Genomic DNA, 19708 nt, shown 5'->3' with positions numbered 1-19708 from the left:
TGGGTCAGCCCTCGCCTCCCTCGTCCGCGTCGTCATCCTCGTCGTGCCGTTCGTCTTCGAAGTCCTGCACGAGTTCCTGCGCCCGTTCGTCGCGGCCGGCGGTGTCGTCGTCGTCCAGGTCGTTCATCGCTTGCCCCAGAGCCCAGTCCGGTAGGGACCGGCCCGAGTCGGGGCTTGAGCTCGTGGACATGTCCTTCACCCTCCGCCGCGCACCTGGCAGTCGTGCACAGGTCCATTGTGACGCCCGTGGTGGCGACCCGCTCCTCCTCCAGCCCTCGGGTTCCCCGTCCTGATGCTCGCGAGACGTGGATCGGTCGCCCCTTCCTCGAGGGCCAGCACGGGCCCGGCGATGTTCAGCGGGCGTAGGGTTCGGGAATGAGGTCGGCGCACCGTGCGGCGACAGACCGGAGTCAGCGATGCGGACCGATCCGCCGGTCGTGCCACCAGCCGCACCGCAGCTGTCGGAACTGATGTCGCTCGTCCACGCAGCTCAGGCAGACGTGCGAGTCCTGCGGTCCGGGCGGGTCGATGCGGCTCTTCTGATGGCCGCTCGGGGCGCGCTGCTCGACGCCACGGAGAGATATGCCGCCGAGCTGGTTCGACGCGGGCTGCCGATGCCGCCCGGTCTTCGTGACGACCTGCGCCTGCAGCGGAGGATTCGCGGCCCGCACCGGTCGGGGTCGCTGCGCAACGGTTGAGCAGTCGGGTTGAGCTCCCCGCGCGGCAGCCTTCGGATCCCACGCCGCGGCCTAGCCCCACCTCGTACACGAGGAGGGGCACCGGGAGGGATGGACGTTGGAGGAGCCCCTCGCCTGACACGGTCAGCCGGAGATGATGTCCAGCCGTCGAAGCAGGAAGAGCACGGTGACGGCGAAGTCGTTGCCCGCGGTCTCACGCCCGACGCGGTCCCAGTCGACCTGTTCTCGCAGGGCCCGTGTGACCGGAAGGACCTTGGCGAGATCGCAGTAGTGTTCGTCGAGCGCGTTCAGCTTGTGCACGAGCAGCTCTGTGGCCTCGAGCACTGGCATCTCGACCGACAGGACATCCATGGCCGTCGCGCGCTGGACCTCCGCACGGTGCACGGCCCCGCCGACCGGTCCGTGGATGATGTCGACCATGGCCCCGTCGGCGTAGACCTTGAACAGCCAGTCCTCCGGCGGCTGCACGACATCGAGCCCTTCGTCAGCCAGGTGCTGGGCCACAAGGTCCGCGTCCTCGTCCGCGACGAGGAAGTCCACGTCGTGGTCGGGTTCCGGCCCTCCACGGGCCCATGCCGCATAGCCACCCATCAGCGCGAACGGCACGCCGGCCCGCTTCAGTGCCACGGCCACGGTCTTGAGCGCCTCCCGAAGGTCCGGCGCGTCGTCCACTCCCATGGTGTTGGTTTACCCACACGAGCACGTGCGCCGACAGCCCGCATTCGCGTGCGCCGACGGGCCGGCGGGTAGGAGCCTGTCATGAGAGTCGCGACGTTCAACATCCTCAACGGACGCGTGCCGACCGACCAGCACGTCAATCTCGTCGGATTCCGCGAGGCGATCCGCCGCCTCGACGTCGATGTCCTGGCGATGCAGGAGGTGGACCACAACCAGCACCGCTCGGACCGCGCCGACCTCACGGCCATCGCCGCCGAGGCGATGGAGGCACCGGAGCACAGGTTCGTGGCGGCTCTGTCCGGCAGCCCCGGTGCGACCTGGATCGCGTCAACCGGCGAGGAGCAGCCCGACGCTGCCGCGTACGGCATCGCCCTCCTGTCGCGCTTCCCCGTGCGAGGGTGGCGGGTCGTGCGGCTCGCACCGGTGCCGGTGCGGGTCCCGATGCGCTTCTCCGGTCGCCGCCTCCCTGAGCTGGTGCGCGACGAGCCTCGGGTCGCCGTCGTCGCAGATGTCGAGTCCCCCGGCGGGCAAGTCACGGTGGTGAACACGCACCTGTCGTTCATCGACTGGTGGAACGGCCGTCAGCTGCGCCGCCTCGTTGCCGACATCGCCGACGACACCGGACCGGTGTTGCTCATGGGTGACCTCAACATGGGACCCGAGCGCGCGACGCACCTCACGGGGATGACATCGGGCGTGCAGCTGCTGACCTACCCCGCGGCCGGACCGACCCAGCAGATCGACCATGTGCTCGTGCGTGGAAACGTACGGACCCACCGAGGCGAGGCCGTGGCGCTCCCCGTCTCTGACCACCGGGCACTGGCTGTGGACGTCGAACTGCTCCACGACCCTGCGTGAGCGGACGACACCAGCGGGGCCGGGGCAAGCCACCCATGGCAACCGAGGATGCGTCAAGATCAGGAGCATGGCCGCTTCGCAGCATGACGAGACAGAGCGAAAGTTCGACGTCGAGACACGAACCGTCTTGCCGAACCTCACCTCCGCTGAGGGCGTGTCCTCGGTCGACCAACCCGGCGAGTTCCAGCTCGAAGCTGTCTACTTCGACACCCCGGACTACGACCTCGCCCGCGCGCGAATCACGTTGCGGCGCCGCACGGGCGGCACGGACGCGGGGTGGCACCTCAAGCTGCCTGCCGGACCAGACACCAGGACCGAGATACGCGAGCCACTCGGGCCTGTAGGCGGTGACGTGCCTGACCAGCTACGGACGCGAGTGGGCGCCATCGCACGGGCCCGCCCCCTCGCACCGATCGCCATCGTGAACACGACTCGGCGTGAGTACGCCCTGCGTGATGCCGAGGGCGCAGTGGTCGCGCGGGTCTGCGACGACGCGGTGCTGGGTCAGCTGCTCGGCGACGACGAACCCGACCAGACCTGGAGGGAATGGGAGGTCGAGCTCGACGCAGGCCCTGCCTCAGTGCTTGAAGCCGTCACCGCGGTCCTGCTCGCTGCCGGCGCGGTCCCGGCGAGCGCCGGGTCGAAGCTGGGTCGCGTCGTGGGCGAGATCCCAGGCGTCGAGCAGGTCCGGCCATCGAAGAAGCAGCTCGCCAGGGGCACCGCCGGCCAGCTGCTGTCCGCGCACCTGACCGAACAGACCGCTCGTCTGCACGAGCACGACGCCGGGGTGCGGGCCGGCCATCCCGAGTCGGTCCACCGGCTTCGGATCGCCGCCCGGCGGCTGCGGTCCGCGCTCAGCACCTTCCGACCGATCCTCGACCGAACCCACACCGATCCCGTGCAGGAGGAGCTGCGCTGGCTCGGCCGGTCGCTCGCGCCAGCGCGCGACGCGCACGTGCTACGTGAGCACCTGCTCGCCCTGGTCTCGTCGGAGCCGGATGAGCTCGTCATCGGCTCTGCCGTGACGCGCATCGAAGACCAGCTGCGCGCTGATCACCAGACCGGGCTCGTGGGGGCCCGCGAAGCACTCGACAGTGACCGCTACTGGCACCTGCTCGACACCCTCGACACTCTCGTCGCCAGCCCGCCGCTGCGACCGCACGCGGACACGTCGGCCCGCACGATGATGCCGCGTCTGCTGGCCCGTGACCTGAAGCGGCTTCGTCGCGCGGTGCGAGCGATCGAGGCCGCCCCGGACGCCGCCCACCGCGACATGGCGTTCCACGAGGCCCGGAAGAAGGCCAAGCGCCTGCGCTACGCAGCCGAGGTCGCAGTACCCCCGCTGGGCAAGCGGGCTCGTTCACTCGCGAAGTCCGCCAAACAGGCGCAGAAGGTGCTCGGCGCGCACCAGGACTCGGTCAACGCGCGCGGCCGTCTGCGCGAGCTGGGAGTGCAGGCGCATCTGGCCGGGGACAACAGCTTCTCCTTTGGTCGGCTCCACGCCCTGGAGCAGGTTCGTGCCGAACGTGCCGAGGCCGAGTTCGAGACGGTCTGGACCAGGTTCAGCCGCAAACAGATCCCGCGCTGGACCGGCTAGCACGGACTGCACCCATACCTCTCGGGGTTGCAACGCTCTCAGTGCGTGACAGCCCCACTCAGCGACTGCCACGTGCAGCGACGACGCTCGTTGGTTCGAGGCCCGGTGCTCTGGGTATCGGATGCCTGTGCGAGCAGAGGTCGTCGTCGTGGGCGAGATCGAGCACGACGACCTCTGGCCGTATGCCATCGCCTCCCAGCGCACCGGCGACCTGTCCGTCTTCGCGCTGGAAGTGCATGACAGTCAAGAGTTCCTCGGAGTCCTTGAGATGCTCACGGCTCGCGGTGCTGAGGTCACCCACGCCCAACTGCTCGCTTGAGAGCGCGGCACATTCGCGTTCGACAGGGTTTGTCACCTGTTCGACCGGGTGCGGCGCTCCAAGGCCTCGATGACGGTGGGGCAGACGTCCACGTCGTAGAGCCGTTCGACGCTCTGCATCCCTCCGGGGCTCTCGGCGTTGATCTCGACCACCTTGTCGCCGATCACGTCGATGCCCACGAGGAACATCCCGTCTGCCACGAGCTTCTCGCTCATCACGTCCACGACGGCGAGCTCGACGTCGCTGACCTCGAGGGGAACGGAGCGCCCGCCCGTGCTGATGTTGGCTCGAGGGTCGTTGCCGGTGGGCACCCGTCGGAACGCCGCGAGCTTTCCACCGCGCTCGAGGATGCGTCCTTCGAGGACGAAGATGCGTGCATCTCCCCGCTCTCCCCCGTCGATGAACTCCTGGACGATCGCGTAGCCGTCCTGCAGCACCGCTTCGGTCATCTGGGCGAGGTTGGTCTCGTCGGCGTCCTTGATCATGAAGACGTTTCGGCCCTTGGCTCCGTAGAGCGGCTTGACGACGGAGTGACCCACCATGCGGACGAACCGCTCGATCGACTCGGGGTCGCGCGTCACCAGTGACCGGGGTCGGATCTTCTCGGGGAACTCCTCCAGGTACAGCTTGCTGGTGGCGCGGATCAGGGACATGGGGTCGTTGACCACCACAACGCCGCGGGCCTTGAGCATCTGGCCGAAGACGGCGCCGAGTGGGCTCGCCCAGGGGCGCTCCTGCAGGTCGTCGATCGACTCGTTGCGCAGGACCACGGCGTCGAGGTCGTCCAACACGATTCGTTCGGCGTCGCCCTCCTGGACGCGGCCCATGAACGTTCGAAGCGTGTCACCGCCCTCGAGCGTCGCGATCCGAGCCCGGCCGAGCAGCTGCCCGTTTCGCTCTCCGAGCTCGAGGTCGCCGACGCCGAGGTACCAGACCTCGTGGCCGCCCTGGGCGGCGGCTCTCGCCAGCCTGGTGGTCGTGTACTCGTCGATCTCCGTGGCGACGTCGTTGACGAGGAAGGCAAGTCTCATGTGGGCACGGCTCCTTCGTAGAGGTCGGTGACGGACATGCCCGCGCGTATGCCGTCCAGCCGTTCCTGCGCGCCGGGAACGTCGAGCCAGCGCGGACGGACCCATGGCGCTTCAAGCACCTTGCGGTCGAGCAGATCCTGGATCAGCGGAATGTGGTCGACCGCGAGCTTGCCGACGAACAGGACGTCGAGGTTGACGCCCTCTGCGAGCAGGTCGAGGAGGCGGCTGATCCCGCGGAGGTAGATCGCGTCCTTGACGGACCCGCCCGCGACGACGACGCGAATGGCGATGGCCCACGCGGTCCGCGCCGGGATCCCATGGTCCGCCCTCAGCGACTCGAAGATCTCCAAGAAGTCGGCTCCGTGCAGCATCCGGTCGATGGCGATGACGCGCGCCGCGAGCACCCGCAGCCGCCGGGGGTCCAGCCCGCCGACCAGGTACTCCGCCAGCACGGCGAGTCCCTCCTGGGTCTCGTCATAACCCGGCAGGCCGATCGTCAGGAGCTTCAGCGCTTGCCTGGCACCGTTCTGGTACGTGACGACGTGAGTGCCGACCTCATGGTGCAGCAACGCCTCGACGCGGTCAGCCCTGATCGCTGCGGCCTCGGGGATGAGCAGCTGGCCGAACGACACCATCAGCTCCGAGATGTCCTCGCGCACCTGGACGTTCACGGGGAAGCCCGGGTACTGGGCGCCGTATCGATGGAACTCGGCACGCGCGGCCTCCGCAAAAGCCCCGGCGGTGACGCTGCGCCCGCTGGGGACCTGGGCGGGGATGAGCCGCAGCAGCTCTTCCGCATCCGCTGCCAAGACCCGGGTGATCCCCCCGTAGAGCTGCAGTGACCCGTACACGAAGCGCGACGTGTCGCGATCCTCCAGAGCCGTGACCTGTCTGGCTATCTCGTCCCGCTTGGATCGCAGAAGTGCGTGGAGTGCGGGATCCGTGACGTTCTCGATCTCGAGCCCGTAGAGATCACGCCGCACCAGGTCCGGGTCGAAGTCCAGGGGCCGCAGCCGCAGCGTCGGCGCGCTGCCATAGTCACTGCGTTCGAAGTCGACCCACGCCTCGGCCGCGTTGACCGGCGTCAGGTTCAGCAGCAGATCCACGGTGCGCTCGAGGCCGGTGAGGCGAGCATCGATGTCAAGAGCCGGCCCCAGCCGCTGCCCCGTCAGAGTTGACACGCCATGTACATACCCAAGGCCCGGCCATACCACCTGCGGCACGCAGCGGTCTCGCTCTGGCTCAACGCGGGTGCGCCCGTCACCCAGGTCGCCGATCGGGCGGCACACAGCGTGAACGTACTCCTCCGCGTCTACGCGTCCTGCAGCCATCTCTGCGTCGAGCCCGGCAGATTTCCCCACAGACACTCGTAAAGAGCCGTCGTCGGCCACCAGCGGGCCCCCGCCGCCAGACAGCAGAAAGGGCCCCCGACCGGCGTTTCCGCTGGTCAGGGGCCCTTCTGAGCACTGGGTGGCAGGTGAAGGATTCGAACCTTCGTAGCTCTCGCGACGGATTTACAGTCCGTTTCCATTGGCCGCTCGGACAACCTGCCCTGGTGCGTCTGGAAGGATAGCAAGAGATCGGGCGCGGTCCGAAATCGGGCCCGCGGCGGCGCTTTCGTCGCGTCCGCACGCGTCTCGAGCGCCCGCCCGACAGACCAGACAACAGCATCCGGAAGGACCCCACCGATGGCCGACTCCTCGTTCGACATCGTCAGCAAGTTCGACAAGCAGGAGATCGCGAACGCGGTCAACAGCGCCAGCAAGGAGATCGCGACGCGCTACGACTTCAAGAACGTCGGCGCCTCCGTCGACCTCGCGGGTGACGTCATCAAGATGAAGGCGAACACCGAGGAGCGCTGCCTCGCGGTGCTCGACGTCGTGCAGACCCACCTCGTCAAGCGCAAGGTCAGCCTCAAGCACCTCGACGTCCCCGAGGCCGGACCGCGCCTCTCCGGCAAGGAGTACCACCTCGACGCGCCCCTCAAGGAGGGAATCTCGCAGGAGAACGCGAAGAAGATCAACAAGCTCATCCGCGACGAGGGGCCCAAGGGCGTCAAGAGCCAGATCCAGGGCGACGAGCTGCGCGTGTCGAGCAAGTCCCGCGACGACCTCCAGGCCGTCCAGCGGATGCTGCGTGAGGCCGACCTCGACGTCGCGCTGAACTTCACGAACCAGCGTTGAGCGCGCGGGTCCGCTTGGGCGACAGGTGAACCCACCACGAGAGACCACGTATGCCGTCCACCCAGGTGGGCGGCATACGTGCGTCTCAGCGGGGGCGGGCGAAGCCGCGCAGGTCCGGGAAGACCTCGACGGCGAGGGCCCACCAGAAGAGGTGGCCGCAGAGCTCGGCGTACTCCTGCGGCGTCACCCAGCGCGTCTCGTGGATGCCGTCGTCGCCGTCGGTGAGCTCCGGCCGCACGTCGTCGAGCCGGGTTCGGAAGACCTGCAGGAAGGGCTTGTCGCGACCGAAGAGGTTGTCGTCGGTGCGAGGCGTGAACCGCTCGTAGCCGCAAGGCAGTACGTCCGGGTGACGCAGCCTGAGTCCGGTCTCCTCGAACGTCTCGCGCACGGCGTTCTCGACCGGTGTCTCGTCGTCCTCGCGCCACCCACCGGGAGAGCCCCACTCGCCGCGACGCACGCTGTGCACGACGACGAAGTCGCCGCGCCGGTCGCGGACGAAGACCATCGCCGCCAGCACGCGGGCCGGGTCCATCGGGTCGTCGGAGGCCACGAGGTCGACGTCGCTCGAGCCGTTGGGGAACGACACGTCGAGGATGCGGAGGACCCCGCGGTCGCGCTTGCGCTTGCGCAGCCGCAGGCCGGACGCGTTGAGCCGGCGCGCGAGGTCGGCCCCGCCCGTCGGTGTGGCGCCGGCGTCGACCGCGTCCTGCCACCGTCCCTGCGGCACGTCGTAGTGGTCGCCGTCGAACGACCGCGGGTGCAGCTGGGCGGCGCGGGCGACGGCGTGCAGCTCGTCGTAGGAGGTGTCGCTGACGAGGTGGGCGAAGAGCCGACCGTGGGCGGGCCAGATCGGCTGGTCGATCCACACGGTCATGGCCCCGAGCCTAGGCCAGCCCCATCACGTACGCCGTCGGGTCCCCTGTGGATGACGCGCGCCGCCGCCCCTCCGCCCGACCTAGCCTCGAACGCACGCGGCCGCCGTCCGGCCGGTCCACCGATCGAGGAGTAGACCCATGTCCCGTTCCGTCGTTGACACCGAACGCATCGCCGCCGCGGCCGGCGACATCAACCGCCTCGCCGACACCATCACGTCGAGCACCGCCGAGCTGCGCGGGCGCCTCGCCGGCATGGGCGCCGACTGGCAGGGCCCGGCCAAGGTCGAGTTCGAGCGCGTCATGCACGACTACCAGCGCATCCGGGCCCAGATGACCGAGGCGCTGGCCGACGTCGGCCGCCTCACCCTCAAGGCGTCCTCGGCGTATGCCGAGCACGAGAACGCGACGCGCGCCCTCTTCGCCCGCTGAGTCCCTCGCGGGCACACGGCATACGCCGCTCTGCCTCACGGGCGCCTGGGACCCCGGGACGCCCGGGACGCCCGAGACGCCCGAGACGCCCAAGGGCGGCTCCCCCGTGAGGAGGAGCCGCCCTTGCGACGTGCTGCGGTGCTGCTCAGACGGTTGGGCTCAGAAGCCCATGCCGCCCATGCCGCCCATGTCGTCGCCACCGGGCATGGCCGGCGCGTTCTTCTCGGGCTTGTCGGCGATGACGGCCTCGGTCGTGAGGAAGAGCGCCGCGATCGAGGCTGCGTTCTGCAGCGCCGAGCGCGTCACCTTGACCGGGTCGATGATGCCGGCGGCGAGCAGGTCGACGTACTCACCCGACGCGGCGTTGAGACCGTGACCGGCCTCCAGGCCGCGCACCTTCTCCGCCACGACTCCACCCTCGAGACCGGCGTTGATCGCGATCTGCTTGAGCGGGGCCTCGGTCGCGACGCGCACGATGTTGGCGCCGGTCGCCTCGTCACCCTCGAGCACGAGCTCGTCGAGCGCCTTGGCGGCCTGGATGAGAGCCACGCCACCACCGGCGACGATGCCCTCCTCGACGGCAGCCTTCGCGTTGCGGACGGCGTCCTCGATGCGGTGCTTGCGCTCCTTGAGCTCGACCTCGGTGGCCGCGCCCGCCTTGATGACGGCGACGCCGCCGGCGAGCTTGGCGAGGCGCTCCTGGAGCTTCTCGCGGTCGTAGTCGGAGTCCGACTTCTCGATCTCGGCCTTGATCTGGGCGATGCGGCCCTCGATCTGCGAGCGGTCCTCGGCGTCCTCGACGATGGTCGTCTCGTCCTTGGTGACGACGACCTTGCGAGCGCGGCCGAGCAGGTCGAGGGTGGCGTTCTCGAGCTTGAGACCGACCTCCTCGGAGATGACCTGGCCACCGGTGAGGATGGCGATGTCGGTGAGCATGGCCTTGCGGCGGTCGCCGAAGCCGGGAGCCTTGACGGCGACCGACTTGAACGTGCCCTTGATCTTGTTCACGACGAGCGTCGCGAGTGCCTCACCCTCGATGTCCTCGGCGATGATCAGCAGCGGCTTGCCTGACTGCATGACCTTCTCGAGGAGCGGGATGAGGTCCTTGATGCTGCCGATCTTGGAGTTCGCGACGAGCACGTAGGCGTCGTCGAGGACGGCCTCCATGCGCTCGGTGTCGGTGACGAAGTAGGCGGAGATGTAGCCCTTGTCGAAGCGCATCCCCTCCGTCATCTCCAGCTCGAGGCCCATGGTGTTGGAGTCCTCGACGGTGATGACACCTTCCTTGCCGACCTTGTCCATCGCCTCGGCGATGAGAGCACCGATCTCCTCGTCGGCCGCCGAGATGCTGGCGGTCGAGGCGATCTGTTCCTTGGTCTCGATCTCCTTGGCCTGCTCGAGCAGGCGGGCGGTGACGGCCTCGACGGCCTTCTCGATGCCGCGCTTGAGCGCCATCGGGTTGGCGCCGGCGGCCACGTTGCGCAGGCCTTCCTTCACCATCGCCTGGGCGAGCACGGTCGCCGTCGTCGTGCCGTCACCGGCGACGTCGTCGGTCTTCTTGGCAACTTCCTTGACGAGCTCCGCGCCGATCTTCTCGTACGGGTCGTCGAGCTCGATCTCCTTGGCGATCGAGACGCCGTCGTTGGTGATCGTGGGGGCGCCCCACTTCTTCTCCAGGACGACGTTGCGGCCCTTCGGGCCGAGGGTCACGCGGACGGCATCGGCGAGGATGTTCATTCCTCGCTCGAGCCCGCGACGCGCCTCTTCGTCAAACGCAATGGTCTTGGCCATTCGGGTGGTTCCTCCCACGCGAATCGTTGGTGGTGGCCCGCATGACGCCCGCGACGGACGGGACCGGTCTCCCCAGCTTCATGTAGCTGCGAACCCAGCCCCTCGGCATACGGCCCATTTCTGTCACTCCCCTAGGGAGAGTGCTAACGCCATTATTGGCACTCTCGGGGTGAGAGTGCAAACGTCTCACCCGCTCGGGTGAGGGCGTATGCCGTGGGGTCGGCTCAGGCGTCCCCGGCCGGTGCCAGCACGGTGGCGATCCGGGCCGCGTGCGCGGCGGACTCCTCCGGCGACGCGTAGGTCGTCCGCGGCCAGAAGAAACCGCGCAGGCCGTCGCCCTTGGTCCGTGGCACGACGTGGACGTGCAGGTGCGGCACGGACTGGCTCACGACGTTGTTCACCGCGACGAACGTGCCCTGCGCGCCGAGCGCCTCGACGACGGCCGCGGCGAGGCGCTGGGTCGCCCCGAGCAGCGTGGCGTGCAGGTCCGCGGGCAGGTCGAGCAGGGTGTCGACATGCCGGCGCGGCACGAGCAGCACGTGGCCCTTGAAGACGGGGCGGCGGTCGAGGAAGGCGACGAGGTCCGGCTCGTCGAGCACGACGTCGGCCTGGACCTCCCCCGCCACGATCGAGCAGAAGACGCAGTCCATGCCGACAGGCTTTCACGCCCGAGCACGGTCGGGCGGGCCGCGGGGCTCAGCAGATGACGAGCAGGACGCAGCCGCCGTCGCTCGACGTGGGTGAGGGGCTGGGCGTCGGGATGGGCTTCTTCGTCGAGGTCGGCTTCGGCTTCGGGTTGCCCCTGGTCGGCCTCGGGCTCGGGGCGGCGGTCGAGCTCGGTGCGGGCGCCGTGGTGGCCTGGCTCGGCGACGGAGCGGGCGCCGTCGTCGTGGGGACCGACGAGGTCGGGTGGGAGGCCGGCTCGACGACGACAGCGGTAGCCCGCGGTCGGGTGGTCCCGGGTCGGCGGGCCCCGGTCGCCCCGGTCGCGCCGGCCCCGCTGGTGGCGGCGGTGGAGGTGTCTGCCGAGCCCCAGCCGTCGTCCGAGGTCGTGCTCGACCAGTCGCCCCCGGGCAGTCCGGGGAAGCCGCCCGACGACATCGCCTCGTCGCTCCAGCTGTCGCCGGACCAGAAGGCGACGGCACCGGTCGAGAGCAGGGCGATCGAGGCGAGGACGGCAGCGATGACGACCTTGCGTCGGGACTTCGAGCCGGGAGTGGAGGTGTGGATCTCGGTCGACATGGTCCACAAACGTAGAGGAACCGGGCGCCGGACGCCTCCTCAGGACGTGGCCGCTACGGTGGACCCATGCTCGGCGAGACGTGGATCACACCAAGGGTCGCGGCATGACCGCACCGCCCGAGGGAGCCACGACGGCGACGACGACGGGCTTCGTCGAGGTCGCCGATCGCGTCTTCGTCGCGCGCTACCGGCAGTGGGACGTCAACGTCGGACTCGTGCTCGGCCGCCACGGCGCCGTCGTCATCGACACCCGTGCGAGCGACGTCGAGGGCAGCCAGGTGCTCGACGACGTCCGGCGCCTCGGCCGTGACATCGAGGTGCGCCACGTCGTCAACACGCACGTCCACTTCGACCACACGTTCGGCAACGCCGCCTTCGACCTCGCGACGGTGCATGCGCACGACAACGTCGGGCGCACGATCGAGGAAGACGCCCAGCGGATCAAGGCCGCCTTCCGGGCCGACCCGGGAGCCGGTCCGGAGCACGGCTACACCGAGCGCGACGCCGCCGAGGTCATGGCTACCGTCGTGCGCGCGCCCGACCGCACCTTCGGCTCCAACGCGACCATCGACCTCGGTGACCGCGTGGTCACGATGACGTATGCCGGTCGCGGCCACACCGACGGCGACGTCGCCGTGCTCGTGCCCGACACCGACGCGATGTTCCTCGGTGACCTCGTCGAGGAGAGCGCCCAGCCGTCGTTCGGCAGTGACTGCTGGCCGCTCGAGTGGGCCGACACACTCACCTCGCACCTCGTCCAGGCCGCTGACCGCATCGTCGTCGTGCCGGGACACGGACGCCCGGTCGACGGCGCGTTCGTGGCCCGGCAGCGCGACGAGATCGCCGCGGTCGCGGCCGTGATCCGCGAGCGCCGGCTCGGTGCGGGCTCCCTCGAGGAGGCGCTGCGCGAGCCCGACCCGCGCCTGCCCTACCCGCTCGACCACCTGGGTGCAGCGATCCGCCGGGGCTGGGACCACCTCACCCCACCCGCCCCCTGACTCCGCGCCGACGGGCGCCTCGGGTCCGGTGGTGGAGTTCTCCCAGCACGTGGTGCCGACTGCACTCCACGACCTGCGGCCCACGCAGACGGCCCTCACGCGACCCGATGCCTCGACCGAGCCACGCCGCAGCTCGGGCCGCACGACGTGAGCTCGCCGTCCCAGCCGCGGGATCGGAGGAGCTGCCCGACCAGCAGACTCGCGCGACAGGGCTCGAGAACGTGGGACCAACCCAGTCGCAGGGTGGCATCACCACGGCTCGCGGCGTCGACGTCGCGCTCGAGATCGGCCCACTCGCGCGCCGGCCCTGCGTGGACGAACCGTCCGTCGAGCTCCACGACGACCCCGAGCTCCGGGTACTCGACGTCGCGGTAGGTCACTCCCCACCTCGTGACGGCGCGGACCTGCCGGCGCGCCGTCGGCAGGCCGTGCGCTCGCTCGACCTCGGAGAGGTAGCGCCGTTCGAGGACCGACATCGTCCCGTTCGCGATGTCGTCCAGGATCGCCAGGAGGAGCCGTCGCCGAGGCAACCGCCCACGTGCGGCCAGCGTGGCGCGAAGGCGTGAGGCGGTCGTCGCTCCCTCCTGGCACGCATCCGACAGGACGGCGACGGCGTCCGCCTCGCCTCGACAGCTCGACGCCACGTCGAGAAGGGCCTCGTCGAGGCGGAGACGCGGCGGCGCGAGGTGGAGCAGGACGCGACTCTCGAAGTCGGACCGACGGGTCACGACGACACCACTCGGTGGCACGACCCGTCGACTCGCGTCCACGACGACATGGACCGGGTCCACGTCGGCCACGCGTCCGAAACGGATCCCCTTGTCGATCCACGCGTCAGCGCGCCCTCCCCCGTTGAACGACCTGAGACCGTGAGCCCGCAGCGCGGACGGCCCGGCGAGCGCCGCGGGCCAGTGGAAGAGCGTGGCGGCCCAGGCGCGCTGCGACCACGTGGCGGGCCCGGTGTGGTCGACGTAGATGCCCGGGTGGATCCGCGCCAGCTCTCGACGGCGCAGCAGCCTCTCCAGGCCGTTGTCGTCGAGGCCGCACTCCAGGGCCTGCGACCGCGAGATCACCCCGTCCTGCGACCGGAGCAGTCGGTGCGCGCACGACAGGTCCATGCCTCCGAGCGTGACCGCGCATCCTGGATGCCGCACAGCGGCGGCGTCTGCCTGTGGCTGACGAGCCACCCCGACGAGGGGGTGTGGATGATCCGCGGGATGGCTCGATGAGATCCTTCGGCACCAGGTGCCGGGAGAGCTCCACGACCTTGCGGCCCGCGCCCCTGATGTGGGCCCGGCTCTGGCCCTCGTGGCGGGGCCCGTCGCGACCGTGCCCGGGCAAGCAGCCCGCGACGGTCGACGCAGCCGTAGCATCCGGAGCACCAACCCACCGCCGAAGGGCCGTCCGTTGTCCGAGCTCCACCCACATTCGTCCTCGCCCACGTCCACCGCCGCCGCGGCCCCACCGCGACCTGGACTCTCGTGGTTCGCCCGCCGGCGAGTCGAGGCACTCGACCAGGCCTCGGCCCGGATCCACGGCGTCCTGCTCGCCCAGGTGAGTCGGGGCGAGCGCCCCCAGGCTTCGACCCGCACGTCACGTGGCGTCATCGCGATCTCGGTGCTCGTACTCGCCTCGTATGCCATCGCGTTGGTCCTGCTCGTCATCGCCACCGTCGCCTCGAAGAACGTCATCGGCTGGTTCGCCGTCGTCCTCGGCTGGCTGATCGTGGTTGCCATCGCGCCACGGCCCCACCGGCTCGAGGACGTCCGACTGCTGCCAGCCGATGACTATCCGAGTACCCACCGCCTCGTGGCAGCCGTGGCCGAGTCGGTCGGTACGCCGGCCCCGGACCTCATCGCCGTCTCGATCGAGTTCAACGCGGGCGTCGCTCGAATCGGCTGGGGGCGCCGTCAGGCGCTCGTGATCGGGCTACCGCTCTGGACCCTGCTCACCGACGACGAGCGCCTCGCCCTGCTCGCCCACGAGATGGGACATCTCCGCGGCCGGGACACGGCCCTCAGCCACCTGGCGGCCGTCGCGCACGGCGTGCTGCGTCGCGCCGCCACGCTCCTGACCCCCTTGCCCGACGACGCCTACTCAGACTTCGTCGACGACCGTCGCGATGTCTCCGAGGCGACCATGAACGCTGTCGGCTCACTGGTCCTCCGCGTGCTCTCCGCGCCCGCAACCCTCCTGCTCCTGCTCTTCGAGCGCCTCGCCGCCGTCGAGTCCCAGCGCCGCGAGTACCTCGCCGACCTCCGGGCCGCCGAGGTTGCAGGCACGTCCGCCGTCGTGCGTCTGCTCGTCACGACCGAGAACCTGCCCGGCCTCCACACGCTGGCCGCCGCGGGGGCGCGACGGCGAGAGGACCCCTTCGCGGTCCTCGAGGCGGTGCGCGAGCGTCCGGGCCCGACGGCGCAGCAGGTCGCGGCCGCACGCCAGCGGGCGCGAGAGCAGGACCTGCGCTGGGACGCGAGCCACCCCCGCGACGACCTGCGCCTCTCTCTCGCGGAGGCCCGCGCCGCGGAGCGCTCCATGGGCGCCTCCGACGTGCAGCACGGCGCCGACCGCGAGCTGGCCGGTCTCCGGGGCGAGCTCACCCGTCAGCTCTCCGACGAGCTGGTCCATCCCTACTACTGAGCCCTCCGGGTCTCAGCGCGCCGGCTCCCGGAGTCAGCGCGCGATCGCGGACGGGAACGCGTCGGACCACGAGCGCAGCATCACGCCGCCGTCGGCGGAGCGGTCGACCGACGTCGCCGCCAGCAGCGCGTGGACGATCGCTCGCGCCACGCAGTCGGCGCCCGCCTCCATGAGCAGCGTCTGCTCGACCGGGTCGGGTGCCGGCCGCTCCCCCGTCGCCAGCGTGAAGAGGGTGTCGCCGTCGAAGAGCGTGTGCACGGGCTTGAGCGCCCGCGCGAAGCCGTCGTGACCGATGCCGGACATCTTCTGGCACTGGGCCTTGGTCAGGGTGGCGTCCGTCGCGATCACCCCGATCGTCGTCGCGAGGCCCGGGCGGCCGGTGTTGGCGGGCAGCGCCTCGGCCCGGGCCCGGGACTCCTCGAGCTCTGCCGCACTCGGCCGACCCACGTGGGCCAGCTCGTCGCCGAGACCCAGGCCCACGGCATACGGCAGCCCGGTGGCAGGGTCGACGGCCGAGCCGACGGCGTTGACGGCGACGAGCGCTGCGACGGTGGCACCCGACTCGAGCACGATGCTCGCGGAGCCGACGCCGCCCTTGAAGCCGCCCGCCTTCGCACCGGTCCCGGCGCCGACGCAGCCCTGGGCGACGGCCGAGGCCGACGCACTGGCGTATGCCGCCCTCCCGTCCTCCGCGCGCGGACGATGGGCCCACGTGCCGCCCCGTCCGAGGTCGAAGAGGATCGCGGACGGCACGATCGGCACGACGTGTCCGGGCTCGCCCATCGGCCAGCCGATCCCGTCGTCGAGCAGGGCGTCCACGACACCGTCGGCGGCGGCGAGGCCGAGGGCGGACCCGCCGCCGAGGACGACGGCGTTGATCCGGTCGACGAGGTTGCGGGGGTCGAGCAGGTCGGTCTCACGCGTGCCGGGGCCACCGCCACGCACGTCGACGCCGGCGACCGCACCGCCCTCGGGCGCGAGCACGACGGTGACGCCTGTGAGCCACCCGGGCTCGTCACGGGTGCAGTGGCCGACGCGCACGCCGGAGACGTCGACGAGGGAGTTGGTCGGGCCGGGGGCCGCGACGAAGGGGCCACCGCTCACTGCGGTTCCCGGAGGTCGAACTCCATGAGCCGACCGGGCGAGCTGAAGCCGAGCCGCTCGTAGAACTCCTGCGCGCGGTCGTCGGGGGCGTTGAGCCGGATCCACTTGACGTCGGTGGTGCGCGACCACTCGATCATCGCCTCGGTGAGGGCGCGGCCGACGCCGCGGTCACGGCAGCCCGGGGCCACGAAGAGGCCACCGACGTGCAGCCAGGAGACGTCCTTGCGACCGGGCCACGGCAGCGCGTGGATGCGCCGGGTCTCGAGGATGCCGGCGTGCTCGCCGCGGCTCTCGGCGATCCACGTCGGCCGGTCGGGCCGCTCGGCCAGCCACGCGTCGACGAAACGGTCGAGGTAGCCAGTCTCGGACGGCATACCCAGCTCGCGGGCGAACTGCAGGTGCAGCGCGGCGACGATGAGGGCGTCGTCGGCCGACGCGCGGCGGATCGTCACCTCGGCCATGAGGGAAGTGAACCACGCGCGCGTTGCGAGGGCCCGCATCACCGGCTCGAGCGGCCACCTGCCCATCGGTGGGACGGGCGACGTGAGGGACGGGTCAGACGTTGATGCCGAGGCGGCGGCTCGTGCGCGCCCGCTGGCGGCTCGCGCGCATGCGGCGCAGGCGCTTGATGAGCATCGGGTCGGCCTCGAGGGCCTCCGGGCTGTCGAGGAGCGCGTTGAGCACCTGGTAGTACCGCGTGGAGCTCATGTCGAAGAGCTCCTTGATGGCCTGCTCCTTGGAGCCGGCGTACTTCCACCACTGGCGCTCGAACGCCAGGATCTCGAGGTCACGCGCACTGAGGCCGTCCTCGGACTCGTGGCGGTGCGGCTGCGCCGTGGCGTGTTCTGTGCTCATGTCCCCGTCTCGCTGGAGTGGTGCTGCGTCTCACGTCGTGCGTTGGCTCCGGTCACACCCTAGACCGAAATGACAAGGGTGTCATTCAGCTCGGGCGTGGCGCGGCATGTCGTCGGCGGGGCGCTCGGAAGGCCCGGAACATGCGTCCCACCAGCCTCATGAGCCCCACCCGTGACGCGTCGTCGCGTCCGGTCGTGCGGCGTCCCCCGTGCGTCACGCCATCGTATCGAGGATGGCGTTGACGTCCTCCTTCGTCGTGTGCGGGTTGACGATCGCGAAGCGCGTCAGCGTCTCCGCGCGGAACGTCGTCGGCACGACGAAGGCGAACTCCTGCGCGAGTAGCCGGTCGGTCCACGCCTGGTAGTCCTCGGGCGACCAGCCGAGGCGCCGGAAGACCACGACCGAGAGGTCGGGCTCGCGCACCGCCTCGAGGTAGTCGCGGCGCCCTATCTCGTCGGCGGCGAAACGCGTCACCTCGAGCGTGCTCTCGATGGCGTCGACGTAGGCGTCGGTGCCGTGGACCGCGAGGGAGTACCAGAGCGGCAGGCCGCGGGCCCGCCGCGTCAGGCCGATGGAGTAGTCGGTCGGGTTCCACTCGGCCGACTTCGTGATGACGTCGAGGTAGCCGGCCTCCTGCGTGTGCGCGACCCGTGCGAGCTCGGGCTCGCGGTAGATGAGGGCGCAGCAGTCGAACGGCGCGAAGAGCCACTTGTGCGGGTCGACGATGAAGGAGTCGGCGTGCTCGATGCCGGTGAAGAGGTGGCGCACCGACGGGGCCGCGAGCCCGGCGCCGCCGTAGGCACCGTCGACGTGCAGCCACAGGCCGTACTCGCGGCACACCTCGGCGACCGACTCGAGGTCGTCCACGACACCGAAGTTCGTCGTGCCGCTCGTCGCGACGACGGCGAAGAAGGTCTCGGCGCCGTGCTCCTCCAGCGTCCTGCGCAGCTCGGCACCGGTCAGGCGCAGCTTCTCGTCGACGTGGACGCCGCAGACCTCGGCGTCCATGACCGCGGCCATCGAGACGACCGACGAGTGCGCGTTGTCCGTCGCGGCGATCCGGTAGGGGCGCGCGCCGGTGCCCGCCTGCTTCGCGCGAGCCCTGGCCGTATGCCGTGCCACGACGAGCGCTGACAGGTTGCCCACCGTGCCACCGGGCACGAAGACGCCGCCCGCCGAGTCGGGCAGGCCGGCGAGGTCACTGATCCAGCGCAGGGCCTGGTTCTCGGCGTAGACCGCGCCGGCGCCCTCCATCCACGACCCGCCGTAGATCGATGACGCGCCCACGACGACGTCGAACGCCGCGGCCTCGCGCGTCGGAGCGCACGGGATGAAGGAGAGGTAGCGGGGGTGGTCGGTCGAGAGGCAGGCCGGCGCCAGGGTGTGCTCGAAGAGCTCCATCGCCCGCGTCGAGCCGAGACCCTGCGGGGTGATGGTCTGGCCGGCCGCGGCCCGGAGGTAGTCCTCGGGCTGCGCGCCGTCGAGCGGGATCGGGTCCATGAGCAGTCGCTCGCGGGCGTAGCTGAGGACCTTGTCGACGGCGACGTGGTCGGCGTCCTTGTCGAAGCTGTGCACGCACAGATGCTAGGCCCTGCGACCCGGTGCCTCCGACCCCTCCGACCCCCTCCGCACCGAACGCCGCGTTCGGTGTCGAGCTCGGTGTTCTGACGGCGCGTTCGCGACCGAACGCGGCGTTCGGTCGTTGGGACGCAGCCTGCGGGCCGTCAGGTGCGGACCGGGACCCCCAAGGACCTCAGCCGATGAGGGCGGTGCGCAGCTCGCCGGCGGTCGCCACGACGGCCGTGGGCCGCACGCCGTGCAGGGCGTCGGGCAGGCCCGCGCCCCACGTGACGGCGACGGTGTCCATGCCCGCGGCCTTGCCGGCGAGCACGTCGACGACCGCGTCACCGACGTAGACGGCGTCGTTGGACCCGCGCCCCATCCGGTCGAGCGCGAGCAGCAGCGGCGTCGGGTCGGGCTTGTGCCGCTCGGTGTCCTCCATCGCGACGAGGACGTCGACGTGCTCGCTGATGCCGAGGATGTCCATGGCCTGCTCGGCCGACTCGCGCCGCTTCGACGTGGCGACACCGACGTGGACGCCCGCAGCGCGCAGGTCGCCGAGCACCTCGACGACGCCGTCGTAGCCGCGGATGAGGCGCTCGGTGTTGTCGGCGTTCCACTGCAGGTAGGTCGCGTAGAGCTCGTCCGCGTGCTCGGGCGAGTGGTCGCGGAACGCGCCGATGAGGGGCCGGCCGATCCACGAACGGATCACGTCCGGGTCCTCCTCGCGGCCGATGACGGTGCGGAACGCGTGCTGGTAGGACTCGACGATGAGGTTGATCGTGTCGGCCAGCGTGCCGTCGAGGTCGAAGACAGCGGTGGACCAGCGGGGAGAAGTCACCGGCCGAGC

At 70.5% G+C, this 19708-nt stretch carries 22 protein-coding genes and 1 tRNA gene; 8 read left to right on the top strand and 15 right to left on the bottom strand.

What is annotated here, in order from left to right:
* Window positions 1-4: 4 nt before the first annotated feature.
* Window positions 5-190 carry a hypothetical protein gene (locus ASD90_RS23740; RefSeq protein WP_157610716.1) on the bottom strand — a complete coding sequence of 62 codons (186 nt, stop codon included), beginning with the start codon at window positions 188-190 and terminating at the stop codon, window positions 5-7.
* Between the two features lie 352 nt (window positions 191-542).
* Here ASD90_RS23740 and ASD90_RS23355 point away from each other — a divergent pair, with 352 nt between their 5' ends.
* A complete protein-coding gene (locus tag ASD90_RS23355; protein WP_157622996.1) occupies window positions 543-698 on the top strand; it encodes a hypothetical protein in 156 nt (51 codons plus the stop codon).
* A gap of 123 nt (window positions 699-821) precedes the next feature.
* Here ASD90_RS23355 and ASD90_RS05145 read toward each other — a convergent pair whose 3' ends face one another.
* Window positions 822-1376, bottom strand: a complete 555-nt coding sequence (locus ASD90_RS05145; RefSeq protein WP_056752466.1) for a nucleotidyltransferase family protein — start codon at window positions 1374-1376, stop codon at window positions 822-824.
* A gap of 81 nt (window positions 1377-1457) precedes the next feature.
* On the opposite strand from ASD90_RS05145, the gene ASD90_RS05140 reads away from it, so the two are divergent.
* The 3 genes from ASD90_RS05140 to ASD90_RS23350 all read left to right on the top strand — a co-directional run bounded on the left by ASD90_RS05140 (window position 1458) and on the right by ASD90_RS23350 (window position 4150).
* On the top strand, window positions 1458-2234 hold the full coding sequence (locus ASD90_RS05140) for an endonuclease/exonuclease/phosphatase family protein (RefSeq protein ID WP_056752461.1): 777 nt from the start codon (window positions 1458-1460) through the stop codon (window positions 2232-2234).
* Complete coding sequence (locus ASD90_RS05135) at window positions 2122-3831, top strand: CYTH and CHAD domain-containing protein (RefSeq protein WP_082588489.1); 1710 nt, start codon at window positions 2122-2124, stop codon at window positions 3829-3831. The genes ASD90_RS05140 and ASD90_RS05135 overlap by 113 nt, the downstream gene beginning before the upstream one ends.
* A gap of 148 nt (window positions 3832-3979) precedes the next feature.
* Entirely contained in the window at window positions 3980-4150 is a 171-nt protein-coding gene (locus ASD90_RS23350; RefSeq protein WP_157622994.1) for a hypothetical protein, read from the top strand.
* Window positions 4151-4182: 32 nt separating this feature from the next.
* Here ASD90_RS23350 and ASD90_RS05130 read toward each other — a convergent pair whose 3' ends face one another.
* The 3 genes from ASD90_RS05130 to ASD90_RS05120 form a co-directional block, all read right to left on the bottom strand.
* Complete coding sequence (locus ASD90_RS05130; protein WP_056752455.1) at window positions 4183-5181, bottom strand: glutathione synthase; 999 nt, start codon at window positions 5179-5181, stop codon at window positions 4183-4185.
* On the bottom strand, window positions 5178-6362 hold the full coding sequence (locus ASD90_RS05125) for a flavohemoglobin expression-modulating QEGLA motif protein (RefSeq protein ID WP_235506392.1): 1185 nt from the start codon (window positions 6360-6362) through the stop codon (window positions 5178-5180). Before ASD90_RS05125 ends, ASD90_RS05130 begins: the two co-directional genes overlap by 4 nt.
* A 290-nt stretch (window positions 6363-6652) precedes the next feature.
* Window positions 6653-6733: transfer RNA gene (locus ASD90_RS05120), tRNA-Tyr, on the bottom strand.
* 136 nt (window positions 6734-6869) lie between these two features.
* Between ASD90_RS05120 and ASD90_RS05115 the strand changes: the two genes are divergently transcribed.
* Window positions 6870-7364 carry a YajQ family cyclic di-GMP-binding protein gene (locus tag ASD90_RS05115; RefSeq protein WP_026864286.1) on the top strand — a complete coding sequence of 165 codons (495 nt, stop codon included), beginning with the start codon at window positions 6870-6872 and terminating at the stop codon, window positions 7362-7364.
* A gap of 85 nt (window positions 7365-7449) precedes the next feature.
* On the opposite strand, the gene ASD90_RS05110 is transcribed toward ASD90_RS05115, so the two are convergent.
* A complete protein-coding gene (locus tag ASD90_RS05110; protein WP_056752452.1) occupies window positions 7450-8238 on the bottom strand; it encodes a DUF4031 domain-containing protein in 789 nt (262 codons plus the stop codon).
* A 139-nt stretch (window positions 8239-8377) separates the two neighbouring features.
* Between ASD90_RS05110 and ASD90_RS05105 the strand changes: the two genes are divergently transcribed.
* Entirely contained in the window at window positions 8378-8668 is a 291-nt protein-coding gene (locus ASD90_RS05105; RefSeq protein ID WP_056752449.1) for a WXG100 family type VII secretion target, read from the top strand.
* Window positions 8669-8827: 159 nt separating this feature from the next.
* On the opposite strand, the gene groL is transcribed toward ASD90_RS05105, so the two are convergent.
* From groL to ASD90_RS05090, 3 genes are all read right to left on the bottom strand, one after another.
* Window positions 8828-10459: a chaperonin GroEL gene (gene groL / locus ASD90_RS05100; RefSeq protein WP_056752446.1), complete on the bottom strand. Its 1632-nt coding sequence runs from the start codon at window positions 10457-10459 to the stop codon at window positions 8828-8830.
* A 224-nt stretch (window positions 10460-10683) separates the two neighbouring features.
* Window positions 10684-11109 carry an HIT family protein gene (locus tag ASD90_RS05095; RefSeq protein WP_056752442.1) on the bottom strand — a complete coding sequence of 142 codons (426 nt, stop codon included), beginning with the start codon at window positions 11107-11109 and terminating at the stop codon, window positions 10684-10686.
* Between the two features lie 46 nt (window positions 11110-11155).
* Window positions 11156-11701 carry a hypothetical protein gene (locus ASD90_RS05090; RefSeq protein WP_056752440.1) on the bottom strand — a complete coding sequence of 182 codons (546 nt, stop codon included), beginning with the start codon at window positions 11699-11701 and terminating at the stop codon, window positions 11156-11158.
* 104 nt (window positions 11702-11805) lie between these two features.
* Here ASD90_RS05090 and ASD90_RS05085 point away from each other — a divergent pair, with 104 nt between their 5' ends.
* Window positions 11806-12699: an MBL fold metallo-hydrolase gene (locus ASD90_RS05085; RefSeq protein ID WP_235506391.1), complete on the top strand. Its 894-nt coding sequence runs from the start codon at window positions 11806-11808 to the stop codon at window positions 12697-12699.
* Between the two features lie 95 nt (window positions 12700-12794).
* Here the strand turns inward: ASD90_RS05085 and ASD90_RS05080 are convergent, their stop codons facing one another.
* Window positions 12795-13817, bottom strand: a complete 1023-nt coding sequence (locus ASD90_RS05080; protein ID WP_056752434.1) for a type IV toxin-antitoxin system AbiEi family antitoxin domain-containing protein — start codon at window positions 13815-13817, stop codon at window positions 12795-12797.
* Window positions 13818-14106: 289 nt separating this feature from the next.
* Between ASD90_RS05080 and ASD90_RS05075 the strand changes: the two genes are divergently transcribed.
* Window positions 14107-15339 carry a M48 family metalloprotease gene (locus ASD90_RS05075; RefSeq protein WP_056752432.1) on the top strand — a complete coding sequence of 411 codons (1233 nt, stop codon included), beginning with the start codon at window positions 14107-14109 and terminating at the stop codon, window positions 15337-15339.
* 33 nt (window positions 15340-15372) lie between these two features.
* Here ASD90_RS05075 and ASD90_RS05070 read toward each other — a convergent pair whose 3' ends face one another.
* The 5 genes from ASD90_RS05070 to ASD90_RS05050 all read right to left on the bottom strand — a co-directional run bounded on the left by ASD90_RS05070 (window position 15373) and on the right by ASD90_RS05050 (window position 19699).
* A complete protein-coding gene (locus ASD90_RS05070) occupies window positions 15373-16443 on the bottom strand; it encodes a P1 family peptidase (RefSeq protein WP_056752429.1) in 1071 nt (356 codons plus the stop codon).
* Window positions 16440-16904: a GNAT family N-acetyltransferase gene (locus ASD90_RS05065; RefSeq protein WP_056754453.1), complete on the bottom strand. Its 465-nt coding sequence runs from the start codon at window positions 16902-16904 to the stop codon at window positions 16440-16442. Before ASD90_RS05065 ends, ASD90_RS05070 begins: the two co-directional genes overlap by 4 nt.
* 94 nt (window positions 16905-16998) lie before the next feature.
* Window positions 16999-17298 carry a DUF3263 domain-containing protein gene (locus ASD90_RS05060; RefSeq protein ID WP_030193685.1) on the bottom strand — a complete coding sequence of 100 codons (300 nt, stop codon included), beginning with the start codon at window positions 17296-17298 and terminating at the stop codon, window positions 16999-17001.
* A gap of 213 nt (window positions 17299-17511) precedes the next feature.
* Window positions 17512-18873: a pyridoxal-dependent decarboxylase gene (locus ASD90_RS05055; protein ID WP_056752426.1), complete on the bottom strand. Its 1362-nt coding sequence runs from the start codon at window positions 18871-18873 to the stop codon at window positions 17512-17514.
* Between the two features lie 178 nt (window positions 18874-19051).
* Window positions 19052-19699 carry an HAD family hydrolase gene (locus ASD90_RS05050; RefSeq protein WP_056752424.1) on the bottom strand — a complete coding sequence of 216 codons (648 nt, stop codon included), beginning with the start codon at window positions 19697-19699 and terminating at the stop codon, window positions 19052-19054.
* Window positions 19700-19708 lie beyond the last annotated feature (9 nt).

This window comes from Terrabacter sp. Root181 (genome assembly GCF_001428505.1).
GTDB lineage: Bacteria > Actinomycetota > Actinomycetes > Actinomycetales > Dermatophilaceae > Terrabacter.
Note: the sequence above shows the minus strand (reverse complement) of the source record. Positions and strands in the feature narration are given on the sequence as shown.

Excerpts from the sequence above, each read along its gene's own strand:
- ASD90_RS23740 (WP_157610716.1), bottom strand. The coding sequence starts at position 190 with ATGTCCACGAGCTCAAGCCCCGACTCGGGCCGGTCCCTACCGGACTGG.
- ASD90_RS23355 (WP_157622996.1), top strand. The coding sequence starts at position 543 with ATGGCCGCTCGGGGCGCGCTGCTCGACGCCACGGAGAGATATGCCGCC.
- ASD90_RS05145 (WP_056752466.1), bottom strand. The coding sequence starts at position 1,376 with ATGGGAGTGGACGACGCGCCGGACCTTCGGGAGGCGCTCAAGACCGTG.
- ASD90_RS05140 (WP_056752461.1), top strand. The coding sequence starts at position 1,458 with ATGAGAGTCGCGACGTTCAACATCCTCAACGGACGCGTGCCGACCGAC.
- ASD90_RS05135 (WP_082588489.1), top strand. The coding sequence starts at position 2,122 with ATGTGCTCGTGCGTGGAAACGTACGGACCCACCGAGGCGAGGCCGTGG.
- ASD90_RS05130 (WP_056752455.1), bottom strand. The coding sequence starts at position 5,181 with ATGAGACTTGCCTTCCTCGTCAACGACGTCGCCACGGAGATCGACGAG.
- ASD90_RS05115 (WP_026864286.1), top strand. The coding sequence starts at position 6,870 with ATGGCCGACTCCTCGTTCGACATCGTCAGCAAGTTCGACAAGCAGGAG.
- ASD90_RS05110 (WP_056752452.1), bottom strand. The coding sequence starts at position 8,238 with ATGACCGTGTGGATCGACCAGCCGATCTGGCCCGCCCACGGTCGGCTC.
- ASD90_RS05105 (WP_056752449.1), top strand. The coding sequence starts at position 8,378 with ATGTCCCGTTCCGTCGTTGACACCGAACGCATCGCCGCCGCGGCCGGC.
- groL (WP_056752446.1), bottom strand. The coding sequence starts at position 10,459 with ATGGCCAAGACCATTGCGTTTGACGAAGAGGCGCGTCGCGGGCTCGAG.
- ASD90_RS05095 (WP_056752442.1), bottom strand. The coding sequence starts at position 11,109 with ATGGACTGCGTCTTCTGCTCGATCGTGGCGGGGGAGGTCCAGGCCGAC.
- ASD90_RS05090 (WP_056752440.1), bottom strand. The coding sequence starts at position 11,701 with ATGTCGACCGAGATCCACACCTCCACTCCCGGCTCGAAGTCCCGACGC.
- ASD90_RS05085 (WP_235506391.1), top strand. The coding sequence starts at position 11,806 with ATGACCGCACCGCCCGAGGGAGCCACGACGGCGACGACGACGGGCTTC.
- ASD90_RS05080 (WP_056752434.1), bottom strand. The coding sequence starts at position 13,817 with ATGGACCTGTCGTGCGCGCACCGACTGCTCCGGTCGCAGGACGGGGTG.
- ASD90_RS05065 (WP_056754453.1), bottom strand. The coding sequence starts at position 16,904 with ATGGCCGAGGTGACGATCCGCCGCGCGTCGGCCGACGACGCCCTCATC.
- ASD90_RS05060 (WP_030193685.1), bottom strand. The coding sequence starts at position 17,298 with ATGAGCACAGAACACGCCACGGCGCAGCCGCACCGCCACGAGTCCGAG.